The sequence below is a fragment of the Actinomyces naeslundii genome, from assembly GCF_001956585.1.
GTDB classification, from domain to species: Bacteria; Actinomycetota; Actinomycetes; order Actinomycetales; family Actinomycetaceae; genus Actinomyces; species Actinomyces naeslundii.
Genome location: NZ_MSRR01000013.1, coordinates 14,318 through 39,214, shown reverse-complemented (window position 1 = coordinate 39,214; position 24,897 = coordinate 14,318). Strand labels below are relative to the sequence as shown.

The window sequence follows — 24,897 nt, the reverse complement described above, 5'->3', positions numbered from 1 at the left end:
GGGCATGATCGACCGAGGCTATCGGAGCTGAAACAGGCGCGGCAGGGGGGAGAGCCGGTGATAAGGAAGATATCGGGCGTGGGAATATCCGGTGAGTGCGGCTCGGGGCGGGTTTCAGATGGACCAGGCACACACCGGCGCCCCGGTCCGCCCCCGTCGGGGGATCGGGCCGGGGCGCCGGCGTCAGCGGGTCCGTCACTGTTCCAGTGCCGGCTGGATGATTCAGCCCCGCCGGCTGCCGCCGTGAGGCGCCAGCAGATGTGTGGACGGTGCCGGGCGGAGCCGGCGGACCGCGCTCCCACCTACCGTCTGCTCAGTGCTCACTCGGTGGCGATGGCATCCAGGACCGGGAGCCGGGAGGCCCGCAGCGCCGGCCACAGGGCCGCGACAATGCCGACCACCACGGAGAGCGCGAGCATGCCCACCATCTGGCCCCAGGGGACGCTCAGAGACGTGAGCCCCTGGTCCTCCAGGATCTTCTTGAGCGCCGCTGCCAAGACCACTCCGGTCGCCCCGCCCAGCACAGTGCCGTACAGGGAGGTGAGGACGGACTCGGTGATGATCTCGCCGGACAGCTGGGTCTTGCCCAGTCCGACGGCGCGCATGAGCCCGATCTCCCGGGTGCGCTCCGAGACTGAGAGCACCAGAGTGTTGACGATGCCCAGGATGGCGATGACGATGCTCAGCCCGAGCAGCCCGTAGAGGACGGCGAGCATCTGATTGACCCGCTGGCCGACCTTGTCGGAGAGCTGGCTGGCGTCGTTCACCGAGTACTGGTAGGTGTCAGCCACGATGTCCTCCGCCTTGTGGCGCACGGTGTCGAGGTTCGCACCGTCCTCCAGGGTGAGGAGCATGCCCAAGGGTGCGTCCAGGACGTGGTCCGGGTCGGTGCTGGTCCCCGGTGAGGTCCAGGACCCCACCGCCGCCGCCACCTTGGGGGAGTAGAAGTAGGTGCCGCCGATTCCCTTCGGGTCGACGATGGCGCCGACCGTTGCCTCCACGCTCCCGTTCGGGCCGGTGAGGGTGACCTTGTCGCCCATCTTGAGGTTCTCGGTCTTGTTGACCGCCACATGCGTGGCATCGAGGTCGCTCAACGATCCGGAGGTCACCCGTATGTCGTAGGCACTGGAGTAGGTGGCGGGGTCGATGACGAGGGATGTCGCCGCAGGATTCTGAGAGCCATCGGGTTTGGTGACGGCGTTGACGTAGAGGGTGTAGGAGGAGGTCTCCTTGACGCCGTCGATCGCGGCGAGCTCCTTGGCCTTCTCGCTGGAGAGCTTGGTGTTCGAGCTGCTCATTGTTGCGGGCTGGACCAAGAAGTCGGCCTTGAGGGACCTGTCGATCTCGTCGGCGGTCGAGGCGCTGAAGGAGGCGGCCAGTGTGGCGCCGGCGCACACCAGGGCCATGCCCACCATGAGGGCGCCGGAGGTGTTGGCCGTGCGGCGCGGGTTGTGGACGATGTTGCGCAATGCCAGGCGTCCAGACGGCCGCAGCATGCGGAATGGCAGTCCCAGGACGGCGACCACCGGGCGCGCCAGGGTCGGGGAGACGATGAGCAGTCCCAGGACCACTCCTCCCGCACCCAGGCCCATGATGAGCTGGCGCTGCTCCAAGTTCTCGTTCACCCAGGCGGCGGCGACCGCGGCCGCTCCGGCTGCCAGCAGCAGCCCGCCGATGATCGTGCGCAGCACCAGCGACTTCTCCCGAGAGCCCGAGACCCCGCGCATCGCCTCGACCGGGTGGGTCAGGGCGGCCTCACGCGCCGGTAGCAGGGCGCCGATGATGGTGACGGCCAGTCCCACCACCAGTGAGATCACGATGATCGGCGCGGTCAGGCCGGTGCCCTCCAGCAGCGGCATGCCCATGTTGTCCAGCAGCTTGGCCAGTCCGGCCAGGAGCCCGGCCCCTGCGGCCACGCCCAGGGCGGAGCCGACGATCCCGATGACGACCGCCTGGAGGAACACGATGCCGAACACCGATCCGGGCGATGCGCCCACCGCCCGCAGGAGGGCGAACTCCTTGACCCGCTGGCGCACACTCATCGCGAAGGAGTTCATGATGATGAAGGAGCCCACGAACATGGCGACGACGACGAAGACCATGAGGAAGGTCTGAACGAAGCCCAGCTGGGACTCGATGGTCTTGTTCTGCTCCTTGATGAGCTCGGCGCGAGTCTTCACCTGAGCGTCGTCGGGAACGACCTTGGTGACCTCGGACTTGACTGTGTCCAGCGAGGCTCCTTTAGCAAGGTCGATCGTGATGTTGGAGACCTTCCCGTCCGGGGCGGCGATGGGCATGAGCCAGTCCGGGTCCATTCCCACGACCGTCGCGCTGGCCATGGAGGACTCGAAGTGGAACTCACCGACCACGGTGACCTCGGTGGGCTGACCCTGGATGACGATGTGCGTCTTGTCCCCGACCTTGAGTCCGGAGTTCTTCAGGGCCCCGGACTCCAGGGCGATCTCGCCCCCGCCCTGGGGCATGTGACCCTGGGCCCAGGTCCGGCCCGGCTCCTTGTCGTACAGCGGCAGGAAGAGCGTGGGTGCTCCCATGTTCGAGACCGGGGTGTCGTTGGCGCCCACGAGGACCCCGGTCGTCTGGGCGTCGGGCTTGGCGGCCTCGACGCCGTCGATCTGCTTGATCTGATCGGCCAGGGAGCTGTCAATGGGCTGGGTCTGCGTGGAGTCGGAGGAGCCGTTGTTGCCGTCGGAGGCGATCTTGGCGCCCTCGACGTACAGGTCCGAGGTGATGGTGGAGGAGGTCAGCTTGGAGAAGGTCTCCGACATGGAGGCGCGCAGGGCCAGCGTGCCCGACAGGAATGCCACCCCCAGGACGACCGCGAAGGTGGTGAGGAAGAACTGCTTGGCATGGGCGCGTACGGAGCGCCAGGCGACTCGGTTCACGGCTCAGGCCCCCTTGGTGGCGGGCGCGGAGTCGGCCTCGCTCAGCTCGCGCAGGGCGTCCAGGACCCGGTCGCGGTTGGGGTCGGCCAGCTCGGCCACGACGTGCCCGTCGCGCAGGAAGATGACGGTGTCCGCCCAGGCGGCCGCCTCCGGCTCGTGGGTCACCATGACCACTGACTGCCCCAGGTCGTTGACGCTGCGGCGCAGGATCTCCAGGACCTGCTCGGTGGAGTGGGAATCGAGGTTGCCGGTGGGCTCGTCGGCGAAGACGACTGCCGGCTCGCCCACGAGCGCTCGGGCGCAGGCCACGCGCTGGACCTGGCCGCCGGAGAGCTCGGCGGGCCGGTGGGACAGGCGGTCCTTGAGGCCGACGGCGTCGACCACCTGGTCGAAGCGCTGCCGGTTGACCTTCTTGCGGGCGATGTCCAGGGGCAGGGTGATGTTCTCTGAGGCTGAGAGCGTGGGGACCAGGTTGAATGACTGGAAGATGAAGCCGATGCGCTCGCGGCGCAGACGGGTGAGGCGACGCTGGCTCATGGAGGAGACCATGTCTCCGTCGAGCATGATCTCCCCGGAGGTCACCGAGTCCAGGCCCGCCAGGCAGTGCATGAGGGTGGACTTGCCGGAGCCGGAGGGGCCCATGATCGCGGTGAAGCGGGCTCGGGCGATGTCGACGTTGACGGCGTCGAGTGCTTTGACGGCTCCCGAGCCGCGGCCGTAGACCTTGGTGAGGCTGCGGGCGGAGACCACCGGGTTGTCGACGGGGCGGTGAGGAGCGAGGACGGAAGGGGCTGCTGGTACAGGAACGGAACTACTCATAGGTTCAGTCTGACAGTGGCATGGATCGGTCGAATCCTCCTGACGGAGGACAAGCCCCTGGCCGTATGGCCGAACGACCCTGATCTGCGGTAGGGGACTCCCCTGAGACGAGGGTACGTGCCCGTGACTGGGCGGCGGATTTCCTCGGCCGACATCGTTTCTTGACCCTCGTGGCCGATTCGTGACTACCATCAAGGCTGATCGGCGCCTTTGAAGGACCCGGGACGGGTTGTGACGAGCCTGATCAGTCGAGGTCACCCATACGTTCTCCCGGAAGGGCTCTGCATGGATCCGGTTCAGCTCATGATGGCGGCTCACCAGGCCGACGCGGCGGTTGCCGCCCAGACTCCGGATCAGGCCCTGCAGGCCGCGATCGCGCAGAGCCGGCCAGACCTGTGGGCTCCGTTGTCGACCAACCCGGCGGCCTACCCCGACCTGCTCGGCTGGCTGGCCAGCACCGGGAACGTCGAGGTGCTCGCCAACCTCCGGGCACGTGGCTTCCTGACCGACGACGCGGAGTCTGCTGCTGCCGGTACCGCGGGCGGCGAGCCCGTCGCGGAGCCCGCTACCGCCCAGGAGGCCCCGGCGGAGGCGGAGCCGGCTGAAGAGAAGCAGACGGACGCGGAGCAGAGTCAGGAGCAGACCGAGGCGCCGCAGGCCTCCGAGGAGACCGAGCCGGCTGAGGACGATCCCACGCCGGTGGACGAGGACGAGGCCGAAGCGGCTGAGGGCGGTGAGACTGCCACTGAGACCGCAGAGGATGCAGACGTCACCGAGGATGTCACCGAGGATGTCACTGAGGCTGTCACTGACGAGGCCGTGGGCACCGCTGATGACGGTCCTGGCGAGGCCGATGACGAGCAGGAGACTAGGGAGGCCGAGGAGGGCAAGGAGGCCGAGGAGGACGCCGAAGCGGCTGAGGACCCGGGCCCCGATGAGCCGGATGATGAAGGCTCCGATGAGCCGGCCACCGATCTGACGGCGGAGCCGACCGAGGACGACGAGGCTGCGGACTCCGACGATGATGGTGCCGGCACGGCCGATGAGGAAGCGGAGGCGGACGAGTCCTTCGAGGACGAGTCGGGTCCGGGTGATCAGGCCGTCGAGGACTCAGCAGCCGGCGAGCCGGCTGACGACTCCGGGGATGAGTCGGTCGCGGCTGATGAGGGCCGGACCGAGGACATCCCAGAGGTTGACGACAGTCAGACTGAGCCCGTCCCCGCGGCTGATGAGGGTCAGACCGAGGACATCCCAGAGGTTGAGGCCCCGGCGGTCTTCGCCTCCGCGTCTCAGTGGCCCGAGGTCGGCTCGGCCGAGGCGATGACCTCGGCGCAGTCCGCGGCCCCGGCGGCCGGCTCGGTTGCTTCTGCGGCGGGCTCGGCCGATTCGGTGGCTCTTCCGGTGGCACCGCCACCGTCGGCCGAGGACATTGCCGCCTGGGCGGAGACCCCCAGCGGGGCGCCGTCGGGCTTCTCCGCCGCGCAGCCGGCGGTGGAGCAGGACATGTTCGGGGCCCAGATGGCGGCCCAGATGCCGCCGCCCCAGCAGCAGAAGCAGCCCTCGAGATCCGGCACCGGGCGCCTGGTGGCGATCATCGTGGTTCTCCTCCTCATCATCGCCGGCGGAGGCGGCGTATGGGCCGGCAACTACTTCTCCAGCAAGGACAAGGACGACGACTCCACCTCCCAGGACAAGGCCGGCGAGGGCGGCAACCAGAACAACGGTCAGGCCGACGCTGCCGCCACGTCAACCGCGACGGCCCTGCCCTCGGGGGCGGTCAAGGCCTGCTCCAGCATGCCGACCTTCACCATCACCTCGGTGGAGGACGGCCAGGGTGAGCTGAATGTCCAGGGCAATGTGACGACCTCCTGCGCCGAGGGCGACTTCCTCGGCGGATCGTCCAACCAGGTCCTCATCTACAGCTCCGCGAGCCCGACCGGCGGTGCCGACGTCGACCACCTCGTGGCCTCGGGAACCTTCGACCTCTCCAGCGATCCGCTCATCATCCCCAACGGCGGACGGGCGGTGACGCTGCGCTTCGGTGAGCAGCACTACTTCCGCACCGCCAAGGACCTCGACCTCAAGACCCTCACGGTCAAGCCCTCTTTCGACCGCGGCTCGCAGTCCAGCGTCACCTCGAAGAGCTCGACGAACTCCCCGATGACGATGGCCTCGTCCTCGAACTCCAACGCGAACCAGCAGGAGCAGGACGAGCAGGCCGCCGGCGACGCCCTGCAGTGGCAGGCCAAGCACGACCGCTCCGCCGTCATGAGTAAGTTCCTGGGCAAGTGGACCCCGCAGCTGTCCTCCAAGCAGGTGGACCTGGTCGCCGACGGGCAGACATGGACCAACCGCTCGATCCTCGCCGAGTTCCTCAAGACGCGGCAGGCCAACCCGAATGCCGTGATCGTCAACACCAGCGAGTGGTCGGTGTTCGACGTCGGTGGTTGGTGGGTGACCCTGTCCGGCGAGCTCTACGCGACCGCCGACGAGGCCAACGCCTGGTGCGACTCCCAGGGCTACGACGCCGAGCACTGCCTGGCCAAGCGCATGGAGTCCAGCGGATCGCCGCAGGGCACCACCAAGTCCCGCTGAGGCTCCGCCCTGCGGGGCCGGCCGGGCCGGCGCGCTTCAGGACTGGAGACTGCCCTTGAGGGCCAGCACCCGTGCGGCCGACTCGTCCACCCGCGCCGCGAAGGCGGGGTCGGACTGGGCGGCGGCGATGAGGGCCTTGACCATGTCGGCGGCCACAGCCGGCTCCGCCGAGGCCAGCACGATGTCGCAGCCGGCCCGGATCGCCTGCACGGCCCGATCGCCCGCGGCCACGCCCTGGACCTGGACGGCGGCGGAGACGTCGTCGGTGATGACCACCCCGGAGAAACCCATCTCCGTGCGCAGCATGTCGGTGACGATCTTCGAGGAGAAGACGGCCGGCGCCGAGGCGTCAATGAGCGCGTAGGTGGCCGAGGAGACCATGATGACCTGCGCGCCGGCGGCGATGGCGGAGGCGAAGACGCTGACGGCAGCGTCGGGCAGGCGGCCCGTGGTGCGGTCGACGACGTCGGCGGAGGTGTCCGTGTTGGCCGTGACCCGCCCCAGGCCCGGGAAGTGCTTGTAGGTGGGGATGACTTTCGAGGCCTGCATCCCCGCGGCGAAGGCGCCGGCCTGGGAGGAGACGGTGGTGGCGTCGTGGCCGTACTCGCGCCCCCAGTGGCCGATGGGCTCATTGGTGGTCGGTCGGTCGATGTCGACCAGGTCGACGACCGGGGCCAGGTTCATGTTGACACCGACGTCGGCCAGCTCCTTGCCCCAGGTGCGCGCCGCGGCCTCCAGCTGATCGCGCGGCTGGGTCGACTGGTCCATCGCCGAGGGGATGTCGGAGAAGCCCGAGCCGGACAGGACCTGGACCTCGCCGCCCTCCTGGTCGGTGGCCACGAGCATCGGGGTGTTGTGGGTGGTGGCCGAGCCGACCCTGCCTGTGAACGAGCCGATGACCTTCTGGGTCGCCTGGCTGCCAGCCGTGGTGCGGCCGGCAATGAAGATGTTGCCGACATGGTGGGTGTCGACGGCCTCGTCGGAGGACTGCTTGGGGGCGGTGGCGTCCACCCCGACCATCATGAGCTGGCCGACCTTCTCCTCCAGGCTCCAGCCCTCCAGCGCTCCGCCGGTGGCCGTCGCTGTGGCCGACGGCGTCGCGCTCGCGGCCGCGGTGTGCGAGGGGGCGGCGCTGGGCGATGCCGGCGCCGGGGTGGTGGGCTGCGGGCTGGAGGAGGATCCTCCGGCCGACGAGGAGCCGGGGATGAGGGAGCACCCCGCCAGGGAACCAGCCCCGAGGAGCGCCAGAAGTACTGGCCGCCGACTCACGTGGTGCTGCGGGAACTCACTCGGGGCGATGGGGCTGGGAGGCTCCCCGGCACCCGGAGCGGCAGGCCGATGACGGTCATTCATGCCGGCCACACTAAGGCAGGTCCCTGGGTGCTTGCGAGGTAATGAGTCATCCGGTCTGTTCCGGGACTGTTCCCGGGGCTACGCCCAGCCCAGTTCGTGGAGGCGCTCGTCGGGGATGCCGAAGTGGTGGGCGATCTCATGGATGACGGTGACCGTGATCTCCTCCACGAGCTCCTCGCGGTCGGTGCACCAGCGCTCCAGCGGCCCGCGGAAGATGAGGACGCGATCGGGCAGCACCATGGTCCAGCCCTCGTCGCGCTCGGTGAGAGGGACGCCGTCGTACAGTCCCAGGAGCGTGGGGCGGCCGGTCTCGTCGTAGTCCTCCTCGGTGAGCATCTCCGGGTCGGGCTCGTCCTGGACGAGGACGACGACGTTGTCCATCGCCTCGGCCAGGTCCTCCGGGATCTGGTCCAGGGCGTCGCCGACGACGTCCTCGAACTCCTGATCCGTCATCCGCCCCGAGGGCTGTACCCGGGGCTGTTCCGCCCCCTGCTGGTGCGCGTGGCTCACGGGGCCAGCCTGCCAGACCGGCGGCCTCCGACTCGACTGTCCTGGATGCCCGGAATCTCGCCGGAAACCGAGCGGTGAGGAGGGTCACGTCGTCGGGATTTGCGCTGCGGAAGACTGTCCCCTTAGTGTTCATCCCGGTTCGAGGCGCGACGACGTCGAAGGCCCCTGGCCCCCATCGTCTAGCGGCCTAGGACCCCGCCCTTTCACGGCGGTAGCACGGGTTCGAATCCCGTTGGGGGTACGGATTCGCACAAGTGAATAACACAGTGAATTCACACTGGCCTCGTGGCGCAGTTGGTTAGCGCGCCGCCCTGTCACGGCGGAGGTCGCGGGTTCAAGTCCCGTCGAGGTCGCGGAAAGGATCGGTCCGATCAGAAATGGTCGGACCGATTCCATCCCAAGGCTCTGTAGCTCAGTTGGTAGAGCGTTCGACTGAAAATCGAAAGGTCACCGGATCGACGCCGGTCGGAGCCACCGCGAAAGGCCCGGAACCCACAAGGTTCCGGGCCTTCGCTCTGTCTGCGCGCGCTCCGTCTGGGTCTGTGCTGCAGGTCCGCCTCCTGATGCGCCGGAGCGGTCGTCAGACGCATGGGGTGTGGTCACGTGCGTGCGTCGGGGCGGGCACGCCCGAGCGCGCCAGGCCTCTTCTGCGGGTCGCCTGCGGGATTCCCTCGCCATATCGGTCGCCAAGCAGGCCTTCATAGTGGATGATGGCAGCCCTGCATGTGTGCGACGCCACGTTCGTGAGTGCCAAGAGCCCGTACTCTACGCGGCCCGCACGCCTCCAGACACCCCTCGCCGCGTGACGGCGCCATATTCATACTGCGCAAGGAGGACGCCATGATCTCAAGGACCGTGACTCAGCCCCCGGGCGAGCCGATGGAGGAGCCGGAGGAGACCATCCATCCCGACCCCGAGGTCGTCGCGAACGCCTGGGTCGGCGACTGGCGCGCTCTGGAGGAGCGGGCCGCCGCGGACCTGGAGGGCTACTGGGCCGAGCGCGCCGGCGAGCTGGAGTGGTCCAGGCCCTGGGACACGGTGCTCGACGAGTCCGGGGCCCCTTTCTACCGTTGGTTCGTCGGTGCTAGGACGAATATCGTCTCCAACGCCGTCGACCGGCACCTGACCAACTCCCACCGCAACAAGCTCGCCCTCATCTGGGTGGGTGAGGATGTCGAGCAGGTGCGTACCTTCTCCTACTTCGACCTGGGCCGGGAGGTCGAGAGGATGGCCAACGTCCTCAAGGCCATGGGTGTGGGCAAGGGTGACGTCGTGACGATCTACCTGCCCCGCATCCCCGAGATCTTCTTCGCCATGCTCGCCTGCGCCAAGCTCGGGGCCATCCACTCGGTGGTCTTCGCTGGCTACTCCTCCGACGCCCTGAGCGCGCGCATCGACGACTCGGAGTCCAAGGTCGTCATCACTGCCGACGGCTCGTGGATCAACGGCAAGGTCTTCCCCTTGAAGAAGATCGTCGACGACGCGGTGCGCTTCTCGCCCACCGTCCAGAACGTCATCGTCGTGCGCAACACCGCCACCGAGGCTGTCATGGACCCCATCCGCGACCACTGGTACCACGAGCTGTGCAAGCTCCCAATCGCCCAGGGCCGCTGCGAGACCGTGCAGGTCGACGCCGAGGACCCCCTGTTCATCCTCTACACCTCCGGGTCCACCGGAAAGCCCAAGGCGATCCTGCACTCTCACGGCGGCTACCAGGTGGGCACCTACGTCACCCTCCACGACTGCTTCGACGTCCATGACGCCGACCGCTGGTGGTGCACCTCCGACCCGGGCTGGATCACCGGCCACAGCTACCTCGTCTACGGCCCCCTGCTCAACGGCGCCACCGTCTTCATGTACGAGGGAAACCCGACCTTCCCCTACCCGGACCGCTGGTGGAACCTCATTGAGCGCTACGGCATCAACGCCTTCTACACCGCCCCCACGGCCATCCGCACACTCATGCGCTTCGGCGAGGCCTGGGTGCGGCGCCACGACCTGTCCAGCCTGCGGCTGCTGGGCAGCGTCGGCGAGCCCCTCAACCCCGAGGCGTGGCGCTGGTTCCACCACGTCGTCGGCGCCGACCGCTGCCCGATCATCGACACCTGGTGGCAGACCGAGACCGGCATGTTCCAGATCACGACGGTCCCCTCCATGCCTCAGAAGCCCGGCGCGGCCGGCCGGCCGGTGTTCGGCCAGGAGGCGGCCGTCGTCGACGAGGAGGGCCGGGAGGTCCCCGACGGCGTTGAGGGGAACCTCGTCCTCAAGCGGCCCTGGCCCTCGATGATGCGCACTCTCTTCCGTGACCCGCAGCGCTACGTGGACACCTATTGGAGCAAGTACCCGGGCCTGTACCTGACCGGGGACTCGGCCAAGCGCGACGCCGACGGCTGGTTCTGGATCATTGGGCGCACCGACGACGTCATCAAGGTCTCCGGCCACCGTCTGGGTACGGCCGAGGTCGAGTCGGCGCTCGTCTCCCACTCCGCGGTGACCGAGGCCGCCGCCGTCGGGCTGCCCCACGAGGTCAAGGGGCACTCCGTTCACGTCGCCGTCGTCCTGGCCACCGGGGTCGAGCCCTCGCGTGAGCTCGAGGCCGAGCTGCGCCAGCACGTGGCGGCGACCCTGTCGCCGATCGCCAAGCCGGAGTCCTTCTGCTTCCCCGAGTCGCTGCCCAAGACCCGTTCGGGCAAGATCCTGCGCCGGGTGCTGCGGGCCCGGGCGCTGGGGCAGGACGAGGGAGACCTCTCCACCCTCGCCGAGGAGTGAGCGCCTCGGCCCCGGCCGGGCCCCTGATCCGGGGCCCGGCCGGAGCCGCCGTGAGGGCCCGGGACCTGACGGGTCCCGGGCCCTCGTTCACGCCTGGGCGAGCCCCGGCTGAGGTGGGGGGGGGAGAGTCTTCACTTCCGACTGCGCCGATAGGCGTGGCCGGTGGCGAAGATCCCGAAGGCGATGGCGGCGACCGGCCAGATGATCCATGAGATGTCCCAGGCGTCGAAGACGAAGCTCCACAGCAGGTAGATGATCACCGTGGCCGGCCAGTAGATGCTGGCCACGAAGCTGATGAAGGGGTCGTCCTTGTCCCCGTCCTGCTCATTGTGCTGCCAGGCGGTGTAGTTGCTGGGGCTGACGGGCGTGGGCGCGGGGCCGGCGGGCCGACTGGGCTCGGTCGGGGCGCCGGCTGCGGGAGCGGCCTGCGGAGCACCGCCGGGCTGGATGTCGGCCGCGATGCCCAGCGTCGGGGCCAGCTCCTGAAGGTTGCCGAAGTCGGTGATGACCTGACCGACCGCCTCGTTGTGGGTCTTGCCCTGGGCGATGGCGTCGTTGTAGGCGTCCTCCATCATGGCGCGCAGCTCGCTGCGGGCCTCGGTCAGGCGCGGCGTGGCCGGGTAGGGGGCGAACATGTTGTCGAGGAAGGTCTCGATGGTGTCCATCAGTGGGTTCCTTTCGCGAAGCGGTCGACGAGGGTCTTGGTGTCCTCCCACTCGGAGACCTTGGTGGTCAGGTGGGCGGTGCCCTCGGAGGTGAGGCGGTAGTAGGTGCGGGACTTGCCGGACTCGGACACTCCTGCGTAGGAGGCGGCCAGGCCGGTGGACTCCAGGCGCTTGAGGGCGGTGTAGAGGGTGGTCTGCTTGATGGTGTACTCGCCGTCGGAGACCTCGGTGATGGTCTTGGCGAGATCGTAGGCGTAGGACGGTTGCCGCTTCAGCAGGGACAGCACGATGAGGTCGATGTAGCCGCGAATGGCATCTGCGCTGATCATGTGACCCTCCTTCCTTGGCTTGCTGTGAGGGTGACCCTGAGGTCCTTGTGTGCATCTAACGTACTACGGCACGCGTAGTACGTCAAATGGAATTTGGGCGGGGGACTTCATCGTCACTCGTGGCCGTTCGTCACAGCCGGGGTACAGCCCCGCTGCCTACGCTGGTCCCATGCTCTTCGCAGCCACCACTCCACCCGCGTCCCCCAGCGCGGATCCTTCGGCGACCCCGACTCCCACGCCCACCCCCGGTCCCACGGGCATACCGTCCCTGAACGTCGACCAGACGGTCGAGGTGGTCTCCAAGACGACGAACGACCTCGCCGCCATCGGCCTGCAGGCCGGTGTCGGCGCCGCCATCGGCATCCTGGTCGCCGTCGTGCTCATGTCGATCCTCAGCTTCATGGGCAGGCGCCGCCTCCTGTACCGCGAGATCGTGGACTTCGGGCGCCGCCCCGCCTACGCCGTCGGTGCCATGACCGGGGCCTTCCTGGGCACCCAGATCGCTCTGACCGGGCTGCGGCAGACCAAGGAGGACTCGACGACGATGGTCGTCATCGAGCGGGGGGTGACCATCGCGCTCATCTTCTCGGTGACCTGGCTCGTCGTCGCCTTCGCCAAGGCCATCGAGTCCACCGTCGTCAAAGGGGTGCAGGCCAGCGAGAACCAGGGGCGCGCCAACCGCGTGACCACCCAGAGCCAGATCATCCGGCGCGTCGCCCAGGTGGTCATCGTCATCGCCGGGCTCGTCAGCGCCATCATGACCTTCCCCAGCGTCCAGCTGGCCATGGGCTCCCTGCTCGCCTCGGCCGGTCTGGCCTCCGTCATCGCCGGTATGGCCGCACGCTCCATGCTCGGCAACGTCTTCGCCGGCCTCCAGCTGGCCACCACCGACGCCATTCGCGTGGACGATGTCGTCGTCGTCGACAACGAGCAGGGCACCATTGAGGAGATCACCCTGACCTACGTGGTCATGCGCACCTGGGACGAGCGGCGCCTCATCCTGCCCTCGACCCACTTCACCGAGAACCCCTTCGCCAACTGGACGCGCGGCGGCTCCCAGAGCACCGGCACCTTCACCCTCGAGCTGGACTGGCGCGTGCCCGTCGCCGCGCTGCGCGCCGAGCTGGCCCGGCTCGTGGCCGCCTCCACGGTCTGGGACGGGCGCCAGGCCTCTCTCGAGGTCTCCGACGCCGTCGGCGACCACGTCACCGTACGCGTGGTCCTCACTGGAGCCAACCCGGGCGACGTCGGCACCCTCAAGTCCTATGTGCGCGAGGAACTGGTCGCCTGGCTGCAGCGCGAGGCCCCCTACGCCCTGCCGCGCACGCGGGTGGAGGTCGAGCAGGTCGAGGTCACCCAGGACCTCGGCCCGGAGGAGGTCGCCCGTGCGGCCGAGGAGATCGTCGCCAAGCAGAAGGCCGAGGCCGACACTGCCATCAAGACGGTGGCCGGTGACGACGATACGGCCACCGAGGCCGCAGGGGAGACCGCGGCGCACGGCCTAGGGGCCAGGCGCGCCGTCACGCTGGGGCGTGCCATGGGCCGCTCCCTGCTGCACCGCGCCCGGCGCGGGGGCCTGGGCCCTCGGTGAGTCGGGCCGGGGCGTGCTACGTTGCCGGCACCTGAGCGGATTGGTGCGTTTTCGCTGCGTGAACGCGGTTCGCCCGGCGCCGTCGTGCGGGTGACGATGGGGCCATGAGTACTGACACGAGCGGTGAGCCCTCCGTGACGCCTGCCTCCACGCCCTCCGAGCCGGTTGTCGACCTGGAGGCCGCGGTGCGCACCGATGCGCAGTGGCGCGCCGCCCTGAGCCCCATGGAGTACCACGTGCTGCGCGAGGCCGGCACCGAGCGGCCCTTCACCGGCGCCCTGCTCGACGAGCACCGCGAGGGTGTCTACCGCTGCCGCGGCTGCGGCGCCGAGCTGTTCCGCTCCACCACCAAGTTCGACTCCCACTGCGGCTGGCCCTCCTTCTACGACCCTGCCAGCCTCGAGGCGGTCACTTTGAGCACCGACACCTCCCACGGCATGGTGCGCACCGAGGTCCGCTGCGCCACCTGCAACGGCCACCTGGGCCACGTCTTCGACGACGCCCCCCAGACTCCCACCGGACAGCGTTACTGCATGAACTCCGTGAGCCTGACCTTCGAGGAGGAATGAGCATGATCCGGGTCCTGAGCCTCAATCTCCAGCACGGTCTGCCCGGCGCCGGGGCCGGGGACGGCAGCGCCGCCACCGGCTCGCTGGCCGGCGCCGACATCTCCGACCCCGCCACCGCCCGCGCCGTCATGCGGGCCACGGCCGAGCAGATCGCCGAGCTGGCCCCCGACATCGTCGCGCTCCAGGAGGTGGACCTGGGCCAGGCCCGTTCCGGGCGCCTTCACCAGGCCGCCTTCCTGGCCGAGGAGCTGGGGATGCCCACCTGCCGCTTCGCCGCCAGCTACGCCGGACCGGCCGTGGGGCTGCGCCGTCGGCCCCTGCGCAGCGCGCTCGGCTCGCCGACCGACGATGTCTTCGGGCTGCTGCGCGCCGCCGTCGGGGCCGGGCCGATCGGTTACGGCAATGCCCTCATCTCCCGCTTCCCGGTGGCCGGCTGGCACGTCAAGCGCCTGGGGCGGGGGCCCTCCAGCATCGTCAAGCGCGGTGAGCGCGCCTGGGACCCGCGCTCCTACAAGGTCTTCACCGCCTCCAGCCGTGTCATGGTGGCCGCGACCCTCGACCTGCCGGAGGATGTCGGTGGGCCGGCTCGCCGGCTCTCCGTCGCCTCCACGCACCTGGCCACCCGCGGGTCCATGGCGGCACGTCAGCTCGCCGCCGCCTGGGCGGCACTGGCCGGGCTGCCCGGACCGCACCTGCTCGTGGGCGACTACAACCTGGGTGCCGAGCAGGTCGAGGCCCTGGGGCTGGGGCGCACCGTGGGGGAGGGGCATACCTTCCCGGCCGCCGACCCCACGAGGCGCATCGACCACGTCCTCACCGACCTGTGGCCCACCGGCCCCGACGGTCTTCCGCTGACCGATGAGGCGGCCGTGGCCGCGGCGGGAGACGGGGAAGCCGGGAGCCCGCTGCTGCGTGCCGTGGACTGGGGGACGGCCTCCTTCATCATCTCCGACCACGTCGGCACCTGGGTGGACCTCGAGCCGGTCGGCTAGCCGCTGCGTGCCCCCGCGCCTCAGCTACGGGGCGTGTACCCGGCCCCGTTGCGGTCCCGCGCCCTCATGCGGTCCTTCCTTGAGGGGCGCGTTCGAGGCGCAGAGGGTACGAAGGCGCGCTCTACCCTACGAACTCGTCGCGCCGCGTCCTATGATCTCAGTCGGATTATCTCCGTCGAAGCGGCCGATGAGAGGGGGACGCCGAGGCTATGGGCGATGTCGTCGCGGGGCTGGCCGTCTTCGGGGTGGTCATCGCCGTCGGCTGGCTGCTGGTGCGCACCCGGGCCGTGCCCGCCGACGCCGACGGGGTCCTCACCCGCGTGTGCTTCTTCGCCGCCACCCCGGCGCTGCTGGTGACCACCCTGAGCCGAGCGGACCTCACGGCCGTGGTCTCGCGGACCACCGCCGTGGCCGTGGCCGCCGAGCTCGTGGCCATCGTCTCCGCCTGGTGCCTGCACCGCCTCGTGCTGCGCCGCTCCACCGCCGAGGCCACCATCGGCGCGCTCGCCTCCGGCTACGTCAACGCCGCGAACCTGGGCATCCCGGTGGCCGTCCTCGTCCTGGGCGACGCGGCCACCATCGCCCCGATCCTTCTGCTCCAGCTCTTGGTGCTCACCCCTGTCACCTTCACCGTGCTCGACGCCGTCACCCGCCGCGGTAACCCGTCTCGCCTGGCGACCCTGACCGTCCCGCTGTGCAATCCGCTGCTGTGGGGTGTCGTGGCCGGGACCGCGGCGAACCTGAGCGGCCTGGACCTGACTGCCTGGTGCGGGGGCTACCCGGCCCAGGGCCTGGAGATGCTCGGGCGCGTCGCGGTGCCGCTCATGATGCTGGCGCTGGGCATGAGCCTGGCCGGGGCGCCCCGGCCCCTGCGGAGTCCTGAGCCGGACGCTTCTGTCCGAGGCGCGGGCCGGCGCAGCGGCCTGTGGCTGGCCGTGGGCTGGAAGCTCGCTGTCATGCCGGGGCTGGCCGTCGTCGTCGGGCTGGCGACGGGACTCAGCGGAGCACAGCTGCTGACCCCGGTCGTCACCGCCACCCTGCCCACGGCGCAGAACGTCTTCATGTACGCCTCGCGCTACGGGGTGGGTAAGGACCTGGCGCGTGACGCGGTCCTGCTGACCACCGCCGGGTTCGTGCCCGTGGTCCTGCTCGCCGCCGCGATCCTGCGCTGATCGCGGCGGCGCGGGCTCATCGTCTCAGGGCAGCTCGTCGCGGGTGGGCGGATTGGCCCCGGCCCGCGAGACCGTGATGTCGGCGATGGCCGCGGCGTGACGCACGATCCGCTCCAGGGTCTCGGCGTCCACGGCGCGCAGCGCCTCGCGCCGCTCCGCGCCCACGAGGTCCTCGCTCCACAGGGCGTCCTCCAGGCCGCCCATGAAGGAGTCGCCTGCGCCCACTGTGTCTGCCACGACGACGCTCGGGTCGGCGGGCACCTCCAGGCGCACCCCGGAGGCGGACAGGGCCAGTGCCCCCTCCTTGCCGCGCGTGACGACCACGACGGCCGCCCCCGCCTCCAGCCAGGAGCGCAGCACCGTCTCCAGGTCCGCGTCCTGACCGTAGAGCCAAGCGATGTCCTCATCGGAGCACTTGACCAGGTCGGACAGGGCCACGAGGCGCTCGACGATCCGGCGGGCGTCCTCGGGCTCACCCATGAGCTGGGGGCGGGCGTTGGGGTCGTAGGCGATGGTGGATGTGGCGCGGGTCGCGCGCAGCAGCTGCTCCACGGTGGCGGCGCCGGGGGCCAGGATCGCCGCGATCGAGCCGGTGTGCACCAATAGTGGCGCCTCACCGTCAGCCAGGTTCGGGCGCGGCGGGTTCCAGTCCAGGTCGAAGACATAGGTGGCGGCGCGGTCCTCACCGATCGTGGCCTGCGCCGTCGAGGTGCGCTCGGCGCCGTCGGCGCCCGCAGCCAGGCGGACCCCGGAGGCCTCCAGATGGGCGCGCACGGCCTTGCCGCGCTCATCGGTGCCGATCCAGCAGTGCAGCTCGGCGTCGCGGCCCAGGCGCGCCAGCCCCAGGGCGACGTTGGCGGGCGAGCCGCCGGGGATGTCCACGGGCTCCTGCCCGGGGTGGATGACGACATCGACCAGCGCCTCGCCGATGACGAGGGCGGATCCTTGGCGGCCGGGTGCGGTCATGGTGACTCCTTTGTGCGGGACCGGGGACCGGTCGCTGTGAGTGAGGTGAGAGGGAGAGACGGCGAGGCGTGATCCGGGCAGAGGGGGGACGCGTCGGCGCGAAGCTCCCCGTGGATGGTCGGCAGAATGGTCGATGAGTGGGGCCGAAGGGTGAACACTCACAGACTACCGATCCGGCACCGCCCTCAGGGCGTGTCTCGCCCGACGATGTCCGAATCCGCGACAAAGGAGCTCCAGGTCCCGGAACGCATGAAGGGAAACCTTGGAATCATGCAGTTGCACTCCGTCTGAATGAGAACGATCCGAGCGTTTGTCACAGATTTGGACATCCACGGCTCCCTTCCGGCTCCTGTTCTGGTTCCCGGTGTCGCCCGATCAGCGCACCGCTGCCAGCCGGAGCCCCGGTCCCTTCGTCGCGCGGGCGGGCACGAGCGCGGCCTGGAGCCGCTGATCCGGGCGGGTCATGCCTGTCAGTCCGTGGACTCGTCCTGAGCGACAGCGGCCAGGCGGGCGCGGGCATCGTCGAGCCAGGTCTGGCACCGCTGGGCCAGGGCCTCGCCGCGCTCCCACAGGGCCAGGGAGTCCTCCAGCGGGACGGATCCCGCCTCGAGGCGCTGCACGACGGCCACCAGCTCCTCGCGGGCCCGCTCGTAGCTGAGCGAGCCCACGTCCTCGTTGGCGCTGGAGGCACCATCACCGGAGGATGCCGAAGACGGTGAGGACCCTGACGATGCCGAGTAGGCGCTGTTCTGGGGTGAGTACTCGTCTGGGTACTGGTCGGAGTATGGGCCGGGGTTCATCTCGGAGCTCACATGCCGATTCTCGCACGGGCCGGGCTACAAGCAGAGCGGGCTGGGCGGTCTGAGGGGTGCCCTCGGTGCAAAAGTGTCCAAGAGGGACGACTTTGACGGGCCCCGTCTCAGTGGCGTTCGCATCTGTGCTGGCCAGAGCGTTTTGGTGCGGTGTCGTCTGGTTGTGGAAGCTCCAAAGTCGTCCCATATGGACAAAATCCCGGCCTGAGTCTCTCCTTGACTCCTGCTGGTTCCGGCCGAAGAGCACCGATGCGTCAGACCACACTTCTACCCCGCTGTGCCGTTGGAGGTCGTCTCATCGAGGTGTGTCAGCGCTTCCGCCAAACCTGCCTGCGCCAGTGCCTCGCGGCCGACCTCCGTAACCTTGACGGCCCGGCTCCGCCCGATGCGCGTGATCCAGGCCCGATCGAAGAACGCCTGCGTCAGTGCGGTCCCCAGCGGCCCGCCGAGGTGGAACCGCCGCTCAGTGGAGTCCATGCACGCCTCCCCGCGGGAACGAAGCGGCTTCTCCAGCCCCCAGGTGGCCAGCAGATCCCCTCCGGAATCGGTCAGCCGCCAGGAGGGATCCAGGTGGCCGCGCTCCTGGAGGTACTCGGCCAGACTCACGCCGAGTCGCCCCGCCAGGTGGCGGTAGCAGGTACGGGCTGCCAGCAGCCGCTTGTTGGCGGTCCACGCATTGAGGCTGTGCGCCGTGGGCAGTACTGATGCTGACATCGCCCCCAGTGCCTCGATGACTCGAGCCGCCTCGGGTCCGGAGATCGTGACGTAGCAGTGCCGCCCCTGGCGGACCCTCGTGATGAGACCGTGCGCTTCCAGCACGTCGACATGCTCGCTGGCCGTCGATCGCGCGGTCCCGGCGTATGAGCCGAGCTCGCCCACCGTCCAGGCACGGCCGTCCATGAGCGCCGCGCACATGGCGGCCCGCGACGGGTCGGCGAGCGCCGCGGCCGTGCCGGCGACGTCGGGAACCGCCTCGGGGAAGAAACGGCCGGGAATCCGTGACATGTGGCCAGTATGCGCCCGCGCCGGTTCGGTGAGCGCCGAACGATTGCGGCTCTAACCTGCCGGTGACCGGCATCAGCCGGCAGACGGGGCCAGGGGGCCCGAAGCGACAAGGAGACCACTTATGAGCGGATACCGACGGTGCGGCGCCCTCATCGCGGCGCTGCTCGGGTTCTTCGTCGTCATGCTCGACACGACGGTCGTCAACGTGGCACTGGCGCGGATCGGCACGGACCTGGGCGCTCCGGTCGCCTCCCTGCAGTGGGTCGTCGATGCCTACGCCCTCACCTTCGCCGCCTTGCAGCTGTCGGCAGGGGCGGCCTGCGACCGGATGGGTGCTAGGAGCGTCCACCTGCTCGGCCTGGCGGTCTTCGGCCTGCTCTCGGCGGCCTGCGCCCTGGCTCCTGCCGGCGGAGCACTCATCGCCTTCCGGGCGCTGCAGGGTGTCGGCGCCGCAGCGATCGTCCCGGCCTCCCTGGCAATGCTCTCCCTCATCCATGATCGCCCCGCCGACCGAGCCCGAGCCATCGGCCTGTGGGGAGGTGCCGGCGGAGTCGCCGCGGCCGTCGGCCCGGTGGCCGGGGGACTGCTCGTGACCTTCACCGGCTGGCGGTTCGTGTTCTGGGTGAACCTGCCCCTCGTCGCGGTCGGCATGTGGCTCACCGCCCGCTGCCTGCCCGAGCCGGCGATCCGGTCGGCACGGCGAGGAGGAGGCGGCGACCTGCCCGGACAGACCCTCTCCGTCGCCGGGCTCGCAGCCGCCACCTACGGGATCATCGCCGCCGGTGAGCACGGGTGGAGCCCACCCGTTGTCGCCTCGACCCTCGCCGGACTGAGCTTGTTGACGGCCTTCGTCCTGGTTGAACGGACCGCGAGCAGGCCGATGCTGCCGACGACGGTGTTCTCCCGACCGCGTTTCGCCGTGGCCGCTGTGGTCGGGCTCGTGCTCAACACCGGCTTCTTCGGCCAGCTCTTCGTCCTGGCCCTGTTCCTCCAGCGCTACCTGGGCTACTCACCCTGGCTCGCCGGCCTGGCCCTGGCGCCGCAGGCGTGCAGCGCCGTCGTCGCCTCCCCGCTGGGAGGCAGGATGACCGCCAGGATCGGGGCGTTCCCCACGATGCTGATGGGCCTGCTCACCGGTGCTGCCGGATTCGCGGGGCTCGCTCTTGTCACGGCCTCGACGCCGTACCCGGTGGTGGCGGCCCTGACCTTCCTGGGAGGTTTCGGCACCGCACTGACCATGCCGGCCGCGACCTCGGCCGCCGTCGCCTCCGCACCGGCGGGTTACACCGGCGTGGCCGGCAGTGTCATCAACGCGGCCCGACAGACCGGCAGCGTCGTTGGTGTGGCCGTCCTTGGCGGCCTGATCGCCTCAGGCGACTTCCTGACCGGATTCCATAGGGCGGTGACTGGGGCGTCGGCCGTCTTCGCGGTGGCCGCGATCGCCGTCGCCGTTGTCCTTGTGGCGACCGGTCGCCCGAAGCGCGCGGACGCACCGTAGGTCTCGATGACTGGCCCCGGGACGCTGTCCACGAGCCCTATGGTGCGTCCACGATGCCTCCGGATGCCGTCAGCGAGCGTCCCTAGGGCGTCGCCGGCGCCCAGCCGCTACTCAGTCGATATTGGCGGGCCGGGGCTTGGTGGCGCCGACGACCTGGGCGACGAGACGCCCCTGGGCCAGGACGCCCTCGATGAGATCGCCCTTCTTGACGTCCTCGGCGCCGGTGATGACCTTCCCACCGGGGGTGCGCAGGATCGTGTAGCCGCGATCCAGGACGCCCTGCGGCGACAGGGCCGTCAGCCGGGCGTGATCGGCGCGCAGGTCCGCGGCCGCCAGCGACAGGCGGTGGCTGACCGCCCGGCGCATCCGGTCACGGGCCTGGTCGAGCTCGATGACCCGGTCGCGCACGATCGAGGTGGGGTCGGCCATGACCGGCCGGGCCCGCAGCTGGTCCAGGGCCGCCTGCTCGGCGTCCAGCCGCGAGGTGAGCACGCTGCGCAGGCGCTCACGGGCCGAGTCCAGGCCCACGGTCTCCTGGGCGAGGTCGGGGACGATCCGACGGGCGGCGTCGGTGGGGGTGGAGGCCCGGTAGTCGGCCACCAGGTCCAGCAGGGGGCAGTCGGTCTCGTGGCCGATCGCGGAGACCAGCGGCGTGCGGCAGGCTGCCGCGGCGCGCACGAGCCCCTCGTCGGAGAAGGGCAGCAGGTCCTCGACGGCGCCGCCCCCTCGGGCCACGACGATGACGTCGATCTGCGCATCAGTGTCGAGCTCCTGGATGGCGCGGGTGACCTCGCCGACGGCGCGCGTCCCCTGGACGGCGACCTCCCGGATCTCGAAGGGCAGTCCGGGCCAGCGCAGTCGGGCGTTGACCAGCACGTCGTCCTTGGCCTTGGCCTGGCGGCCGCACACGAGGCCCACCTTGCGCGGCAGGAAGGGAAGGGGCCGCTTGCGCTCGGCGTCGAACAGTCCCTCGGCGGCCAGGACGCGGCGCAGCTGCTCGATGCGGGCCAGCAGGTCCCCGACGCCGACGGGCCGGATGTCGTCGGCCTGCAGCTGGAGGGAGCCCCGCTTGGTCCAGAAGGTGGGCTTGGCACGAATGACGACGCGGGCGCCCTCGTTCAGCTCGGCGCCGGTGCGGGCCAGGACGGCGTCGAGGACGCGCGCGTAGATCGCCACCGACATGGAGACATCGGCGTCCGTGTCCCGCAGGGTGAGGAAGGCCATGCCGGCGCCGGGGCGGCGGTTGAGCTGGATGATCTGGCCCTCCACCCACACCTGACTCATGCGGGCGACGTACTGGTCGATCTTGGAGGACAGCAGCCGCAGCGGCCAGGGGTTCTCCGCGGTGGTGAGATTCGCGCGCGGCGCCAGTTCCTGCGGGGCCCCGTCTGCGGCGGAGGCGGACGCCGGGCCGCCGGCGGGGGAGGACTGCGGGCTGGGCTGGGTGGGGCTCTGGCCTGTCACATGCACCACTGTGCCACGTCCACCACTGGGGACCTGGGTCCCACTGTGGCACAGTGGTTGCCGTGACGATGACCGAGCTCGCCAGCGAGCAGACTGACGCCGCCGCGCACACCATCAGCCCCGTGTCCGCCCCCGAGGCCTCGCCCTCCGCCGCGAAGAGCGGCAAGCGGATCCTCATGGCTGCCCCACGCGGCTACTGCGCCGGCGTGGACCGCGCCGTCGACGCCGTCGAGCAGGCCTTGGCCCACTACGGGGCGCCGATCTACGTGCGCAAGGAGATCGTCCACAACAAGTTCGTCGTGGACGCCCTCTCGAAGCGCGGAGCCGTCTTCGTCTCCGAGACCGACGAGGTTCCGGTGGGGGCCCGCGTCGTCTTCTCCGCCCACGGCGTCTCCCCGGCCGTCCACGCCGAGGCCGCCGAGCGCCGGCTGGCCACCATTGACGCGACCTGCCCGCTGGTGACCAAGGTCCACAAGCAGGCCGTGCGCTTCGCGGACAAGGACTACGACATCATCCTCGTGGGCCATACCGGCCACGAGGAGGTCGAGGGCACCCAGGGGGAGGCCCCCGAGCACATCCAGGTCGTCAACGGTCCCCACGAGGTGGACCAGGTCGAGGTGCGCGACCCCTCCAAGGTCGTGTGGATCAGCCAGACCACCCTGAGCGTCGATGAGACCCTGGAGACGGTGCGCCTCCTGCGCGAGCGCTTCCCGGAGATGATCGACCCGCCCGGCGAGGACATCTGCTACGCCACCCAGAACCGTCAGGGCGCGGTCAAGCAGATCGCCCCGCAGGTGGACCTCATGATCGTTGTCGGCTCGGGCAACTCCTCGAACTCGGTGCGTCTCAAGGAGGTGGCTCTGGAGGCCGGGGCCGGCGCCTCCCACCGGGTGGACTTCGCCAGTGAGATCGACCCGTCCTGGCTCGACGGCGTTGAGACGATCGGTCTGACCTCGGGCGCCTCGGTGCCGGAGATCCTCGTGCGCGAGGTCGTTGAGCGCCTGGCCGAGTTCGGCTTCGACGATGTCGAGGAGGTGCGCACCACCACGGAGAAGATCTCCTTCTCCCTGCCCAAGAACCTGCGCGCTGACCTCATGGCAGCCCAGGGAGGCCCGGCGACCCACAAGCGCCGCGAGCCGGGCGCCGACCACACCTGCTGAGACCGCGGCCGCCCCGGCAGCTCCGTCGACCGTGAGCGTCAGCACAGGCCAGGGCGCGTGAGACAGGCCGAACGTGAACGACGGGTTGCGTGCTCGACGATTACCCTCGGTTGGGTGACACACTCCCACGACGAGTCGGCCCCTAGCAGCCCTCCTTCCGTCGGGTCTGGCGGACGGCCCGGCGCTGGCGGCGACGTCCCTGTAGAGGCGCTGGTTTCCGGCGCCCCCGACCAGGTCTCCAACGAGGCGTTGGAGGAGGAGAGCGGGCTGCAGCGCAGCCTGACCAACCGGCACATGCAGATGATCGCCATCGGTGGCGCCATCGGTACGGGGCTGTTCGTGGCCTCGGGCGCCACGGTCTCCACGGCCGGGCCGGGCGGCGCCCTGGTGGCCTACGCGGCGATCGGCCTCATGGTGCTGCTCCTCATGCAGTCCCTGGGGGAGATGACCGCGCACATGCCGGTGGCCGGCTCCTTCCAGACCTATGCCACCCGGTTCGTCAGCCCCTCCTTCGGTTTCGCCATGGGGTGGAACTACTGGTTCAACTGGGCGATCACGGTGGCTGCTGAGCTGGTGGCGGCGGGGATCGTCATGGCCTACTGGCTGCCGGGGGTGCCCTCATGGATATGGGCGGCGTTGTTCCTGGCCCTGTTGACGACGCTCAACGCCCTGTCCGCCCGAGCCTTCGGGGAGGGCGAGTTCTGGCTGTCGGCCATCAAGGTGGTCACCGTCATCGTCTTCCTGATCGCGGGCGTGGCGATGATCGCCGGCATCGTCGGCGGCAGGCCGGCGGGCTTCGGCAACTGGACCACTGGCGACGCCCCCTTCCACGGCGGGATGCTGGCGATCGTGTCGGTGTTCATGGTGGCCGGGTTCTCCTTCCAGGGCACCGAGCTCGTGGGTGTGGCGGCCGGCGAGGCCCGTAACCCCCGCCGCGACGTCCCCAGGGCGATCCACACGGTGTTCTGGCGGATCATGATCTTCTACATCGGGGCGATCGCGGTGGTCGGCTTCCTGGTGCCCTACACCGACCCCAACCTGCTGCGCTCGGAGACCTCCGACATCTCCTACTCGCCCTTCACCCTGGTCTTCGAGCGGGCGGGGATCGGGATCGCGGCCGCCATCATGAACGCGGTCATCCTCACCGCCGTGCTCAGCGCCGGGAACTCGGGCCTGTACGCCTCGACCCGCATGCTGCACTCGATGGCCCTGCAGGGCCAGGCACCGGCCTGGTTCGCCTACGTCAACCGCCACGGGGTCCCGGTGAGGGCTCTGGGGGCGACGGCGCTGGTGGGCGCCGCCGGCTTCCTCACCGCCGTGGTGGGGCAGGACACCGCCTACACGTGGTTGCTCAACGTCTCCGCCCTGTGCGGTTTCATCGTGTGGCTGGGGATTGCCGTGTGCCACTTCCGCTTCCGGCGCGCCTACGTGCTCCAGGGCAACGACCCGGCCGACCTGCCCTATCGGGCGCCCTGGTTCCCACTGGGGCCGATCCTGGCCTTCACCCTGTGCGCTCTGGTGATCCTGGGTCAGAACTACGAGGCCGTCTTCAAGGGCCAGCTGCTGGAGGTGCTCTCCTCCTACATCGGTCTGCCGGTCTTCGGGGCCATCTGGCTGGGGCACCGGATCGTCTCCGGCTCGCGCGTGGTGCGCCTGGAGGATGCCGACGTCTCGGGCGTGGTCGTCCGCGAGCGTCACTGAGTAGCGCCCTCCTCACCCCATATC

The 24,897-nt window shown here is 69.8% G+C and carries 19 protein-coding genes and 3 tRNA genes; 12 read left to right on the top strand and 10 right to left on the bottom strand.

What is annotated here, in order from left to right:
* Positions 1 to 320: 320 nt before the first annotated feature.
* Both BKH33_RS07365 and BKH33_RS07360 read right to left on the bottom strand, forming a co-directional pair.
* Positions 321 to 2,903 carry an ABC transporter permease gene (locus BKH33_RS07365; protein ID WP_003781451.1) on the bottom strand — a complete coding sequence of 861 codons (2,583 nt, stop codon included), beginning with the start codon at positions 2,901 to 2,903 and terminating at the stop codon, positions 321 to 323.
* Between the two features lie 3 nt (positions 2,904 to 2,906).
* Positions 2,907 to 3,722, bottom strand: coding sequence for an ABC transporter ATP-binding protein (locus BKH33_RS07360; RefSeq protein ID WP_100219012.1), 816 nt, complete (start codon positions 3,720 to 3,722; stop codon positions 2,907 to 2,909).
* Positions 3,723 to 4,007: 285 nt separating this feature from the next.
* On the opposite strand from BKH33_RS07360, the gene BKH33_RS07355 reads away from it, so the two are divergent.
* Entirely contained in the window at positions 4,008 to 6,317 is a 2,310-nt protein-coding gene (locus BKH33_RS07355; protein ID WP_003781442.1) for a variant leucine-rich repeat-containing protein, read from the top strand.
* A 36-nt stretch (positions 6,318 to 6,353) separates the two neighbouring features.
* On the opposite strand, the gene BKH33_RS07350 is transcribed toward BKH33_RS07355, so the two are convergent.
* Both BKH33_RS07350 and BKH33_RS07345 read right to left on the bottom strand, forming a co-directional pair.
* Positions 6,354 to 7,679: a glycoside hydrolase family 3 N-terminal domain-containing protein gene (locus tag BKH33_RS07350; RefSeq protein ID WP_003783369.1), complete on the bottom strand. Its 1,326-nt coding sequence runs from the start codon at positions 7,677 to 7,679 to the stop codon at positions 6,354 to 6,356.
* Between the two features lie 69 nt (positions 7,680 to 7,748).
* Entirely contained in the window at positions 7,749 to 8,123 is a 375-nt protein-coding gene (locus tag BKH33_RS07345; RefSeq protein ID WP_003783363.1) for a metallopeptidase family protein, read from the bottom strand.
* Between the two features lie 225 nt (positions 8,124 to 8,348).
* Here BKH33_RS07345 and BKH33_RS07340 point away from each other — a divergent pair.
* The 4 genes from BKH33_RS07340 to acs all read left to right on the top strand — a co-directional run bounded on the left by BKH33_RS07340 (position 8,349) and on the right by acs (position 10,949).
* Positions 8,349 to 8,421, top strand: a tRNA-Glu gene (locus tag BKH33_RS07340).
* 38 nt (positions 8,422 to 8,459) lie between these two features.
* A tRNA-Asp gene (locus tag BKH33_RS07335) sits at positions 8,460 to 8,533 on the top strand.
* A gap of 48 nt (positions 8,534 to 8,581) precedes the next feature.
* Positions 8,582 to 8,654 (top strand) — tRNA-Phe (locus tag BKH33_RS07330).
* A gap of 366 nt (positions 8,655 to 9,020) precedes the next feature.
* A complete protein-coding gene (gene acs / locus BKH33_RS07325; RefSeq protein ID WP_003783349.1) occupies positions 9,021 to 10,949 on the top strand; it encodes an acetate--CoA ligase in 1,929 nt (642 codons plus the stop codon).
* Positions 10,950 to 11,080: 131 nt separating this feature from the next.
* Here the strand turns inward: acs and BKH33_RS07320 are convergent, their stop codons facing one another.
* Both BKH33_RS07320 and BKH33_RS07315 read right to left on the bottom strand, forming a co-directional pair.
* The gene (locus BKH33_RS07320) at positions 11,081 to 11,614 is read right to left on the bottom strand and encodes a permease prefix domain 1-containing protein (protein WP_003783346.1); all 534 of its coding nucleotides are present in this window, start codon (positions 11,612 to 11,614) and stop codon (positions 11,081 to 11,083) included.
* A complete protein-coding gene (locus BKH33_RS07315) occupies positions 11,614 to 11,943 on the bottom strand; it encodes a PadR family transcriptional regulator (protein WP_003783351.1) in 330 nt (109 codons plus the stop codon). Before BKH33_RS07315 ends, BKH33_RS07320 begins: the two co-directional genes overlap by 1 nt.
* 169 nt (positions 11,944 to 12,112) lie before the next feature.
* On the opposite strand from BKH33_RS07315, the gene BKH33_RS07310 reads away from it, so the two are divergent.
* From BKH33_RS07310 to BKH33_RS07295, 4 genes are all read left to right on the top strand, one after another.
* Positions 12,113 to 13,534 carry a mechanosensitive ion channel family protein gene (locus BKH33_RS07310; RefSeq protein ID WP_003783357.1) on the top strand — a complete coding sequence of 474 codons (1,422 nt, stop codon included), beginning with the start codon at positions 12,113 to 12,115 and terminating at the stop codon, positions 13,532 to 13,534.
* A gap of 104 nt (positions 13,535 to 13,638) precedes the next feature.
* A complete protein-coding gene (gene msrB, locus BKH33_RS07305; RefSeq protein WP_043539386.1) occupies positions 13,639 to 14,103 on the top strand; it encodes a peptide-methionine (R)-S-oxide reductase MsrB in 465 nt (154 codons plus the stop codon).
* Between the two features lie 2 nt (positions 14,104 to 14,105).
* Complete coding sequence (locus tag BKH33_RS07300) at positions 14,106 to 15,095, top strand: endonuclease/exonuclease/phosphatase family protein (protein WP_043539384.1); 990 nt, start codon at positions 14,106 to 14,108, stop codon at positions 15,093 to 15,095.
* A 209-nt stretch (positions 15,096 to 15,304) separates the two neighbouring features.
* The gene (locus tag BKH33_RS07295) at positions 15,305 to 16,267 is read left to right on the top strand and encodes an AEC family transporter (protein ID WP_003783365.1); all 963 of its coding nucleotides are present in this window, start codon (positions 15,305 to 15,307) and stop codon (positions 16,265 to 16,267) included.
* Positions 16,268 to 16,291: 24 nt separating this feature from the next.
* Here BKH33_RS07295 and BKH33_RS07290 read toward each other — a convergent pair whose 3' ends face one another.
* The 3 genes from BKH33_RS07290 to BKH33_RS07280 all read right to left on the bottom strand — a co-directional run bounded on the left by BKH33_RS07290 (position 16,292) and on the right by BKH33_RS07280 (position 19,050).
* The gene (locus BKH33_RS07290) at positions 16,292 to 17,233 is read right to left on the bottom strand and encodes a carbohydrate kinase family protein (protein WP_003783371.1); all 942 of its coding nucleotides are present in this window, start codon (positions 17,231 to 17,233) and stop codon (positions 16,292 to 16,294) included.
* Positions 17,234 to 17,703: 470 nt separating this feature from the next.
* Positions 17,704 to 18,045 (bottom strand): exodeoxyribonuclease VII small subunit, encoded by a 342-nt coding sequence (locus tag BKH33_RS14110; RefSeq protein ID WP_232621519.1) that lies wholly within the window; start codon positions 18,043 to 18,045, stop codon positions 17,704 to 17,706.
* A 267-nt stretch (positions 18,046 to 18,312) separates the two neighbouring features.
* The gene (locus tag BKH33_RS07280) at positions 18,313 to 19,050 is read right to left on the bottom strand and encodes an ArsR/SmtB family transcription factor (protein WP_003783367.1); all 738 of its coding nucleotides are present in this window, start codon (positions 19,048 to 19,050) and stop codon (positions 18,313 to 18,315) included.
* Between the two features lie 121 nt (positions 19,051 to 19,171).
* Between BKH33_RS07280 and BKH33_RS07275 the strand changes: the two genes are divergently transcribed.
* Positions 19,172 to 20,548, top strand: coding sequence for an MFS transporter (locus tag BKH33_RS07275; protein ID WP_003783362.1), 1,377 nt, complete (start codon positions 19,172 to 19,174; stop codon positions 20,546 to 20,548).
* Positions 20,549 to 20,659: 111 nt separating this feature from the next.
* Here BKH33_RS07275 and xseA read toward each other — a convergent pair whose 3' ends face one another.
* Positions 20,660 to 22,021, bottom strand: a complete 1,362-nt coding sequence (gene xseA, locus BKH33_RS07270; RefSeq protein ID WP_076077372.1) for an exodeoxyribonuclease VII large subunit — start codon at positions 22,019 to 22,021, stop codon at positions 20,660 to 20,662.
* 59 nt (positions 22,022 to 22,080) lie between these two features.
* Between xseA and BKH33_RS07265 the strand changes: the two genes are divergently transcribed.
* Together BKH33_RS07265 and BKH33_RS07260 are read left to right on the top strand one after the other, a co-directional pair.
* Positions 22,081 to 23,172, top strand: a complete 1,092-nt coding sequence (locus BKH33_RS07265) for a 4-hydroxy-3-methylbut-2-enyl diphosphate reductase (protein WP_171973403.1) — start codon at positions 22,081 to 22,083, stop codon at positions 23,170 to 23,172.
* A 114-nt stretch (positions 23,173 to 23,286) separates the two neighbouring features.
* On the top strand, positions 23,287 to 24,873 hold the full coding sequence (locus tag BKH33_RS07260) for an amino acid permease (protein WP_003779611.1): 1,587 nt from the start codon (positions 23,287 to 23,289) through the stop codon (positions 24,871 to 24,873).
* Positions 24,874 to 24,897 lie beyond the last annotated feature (24 nt).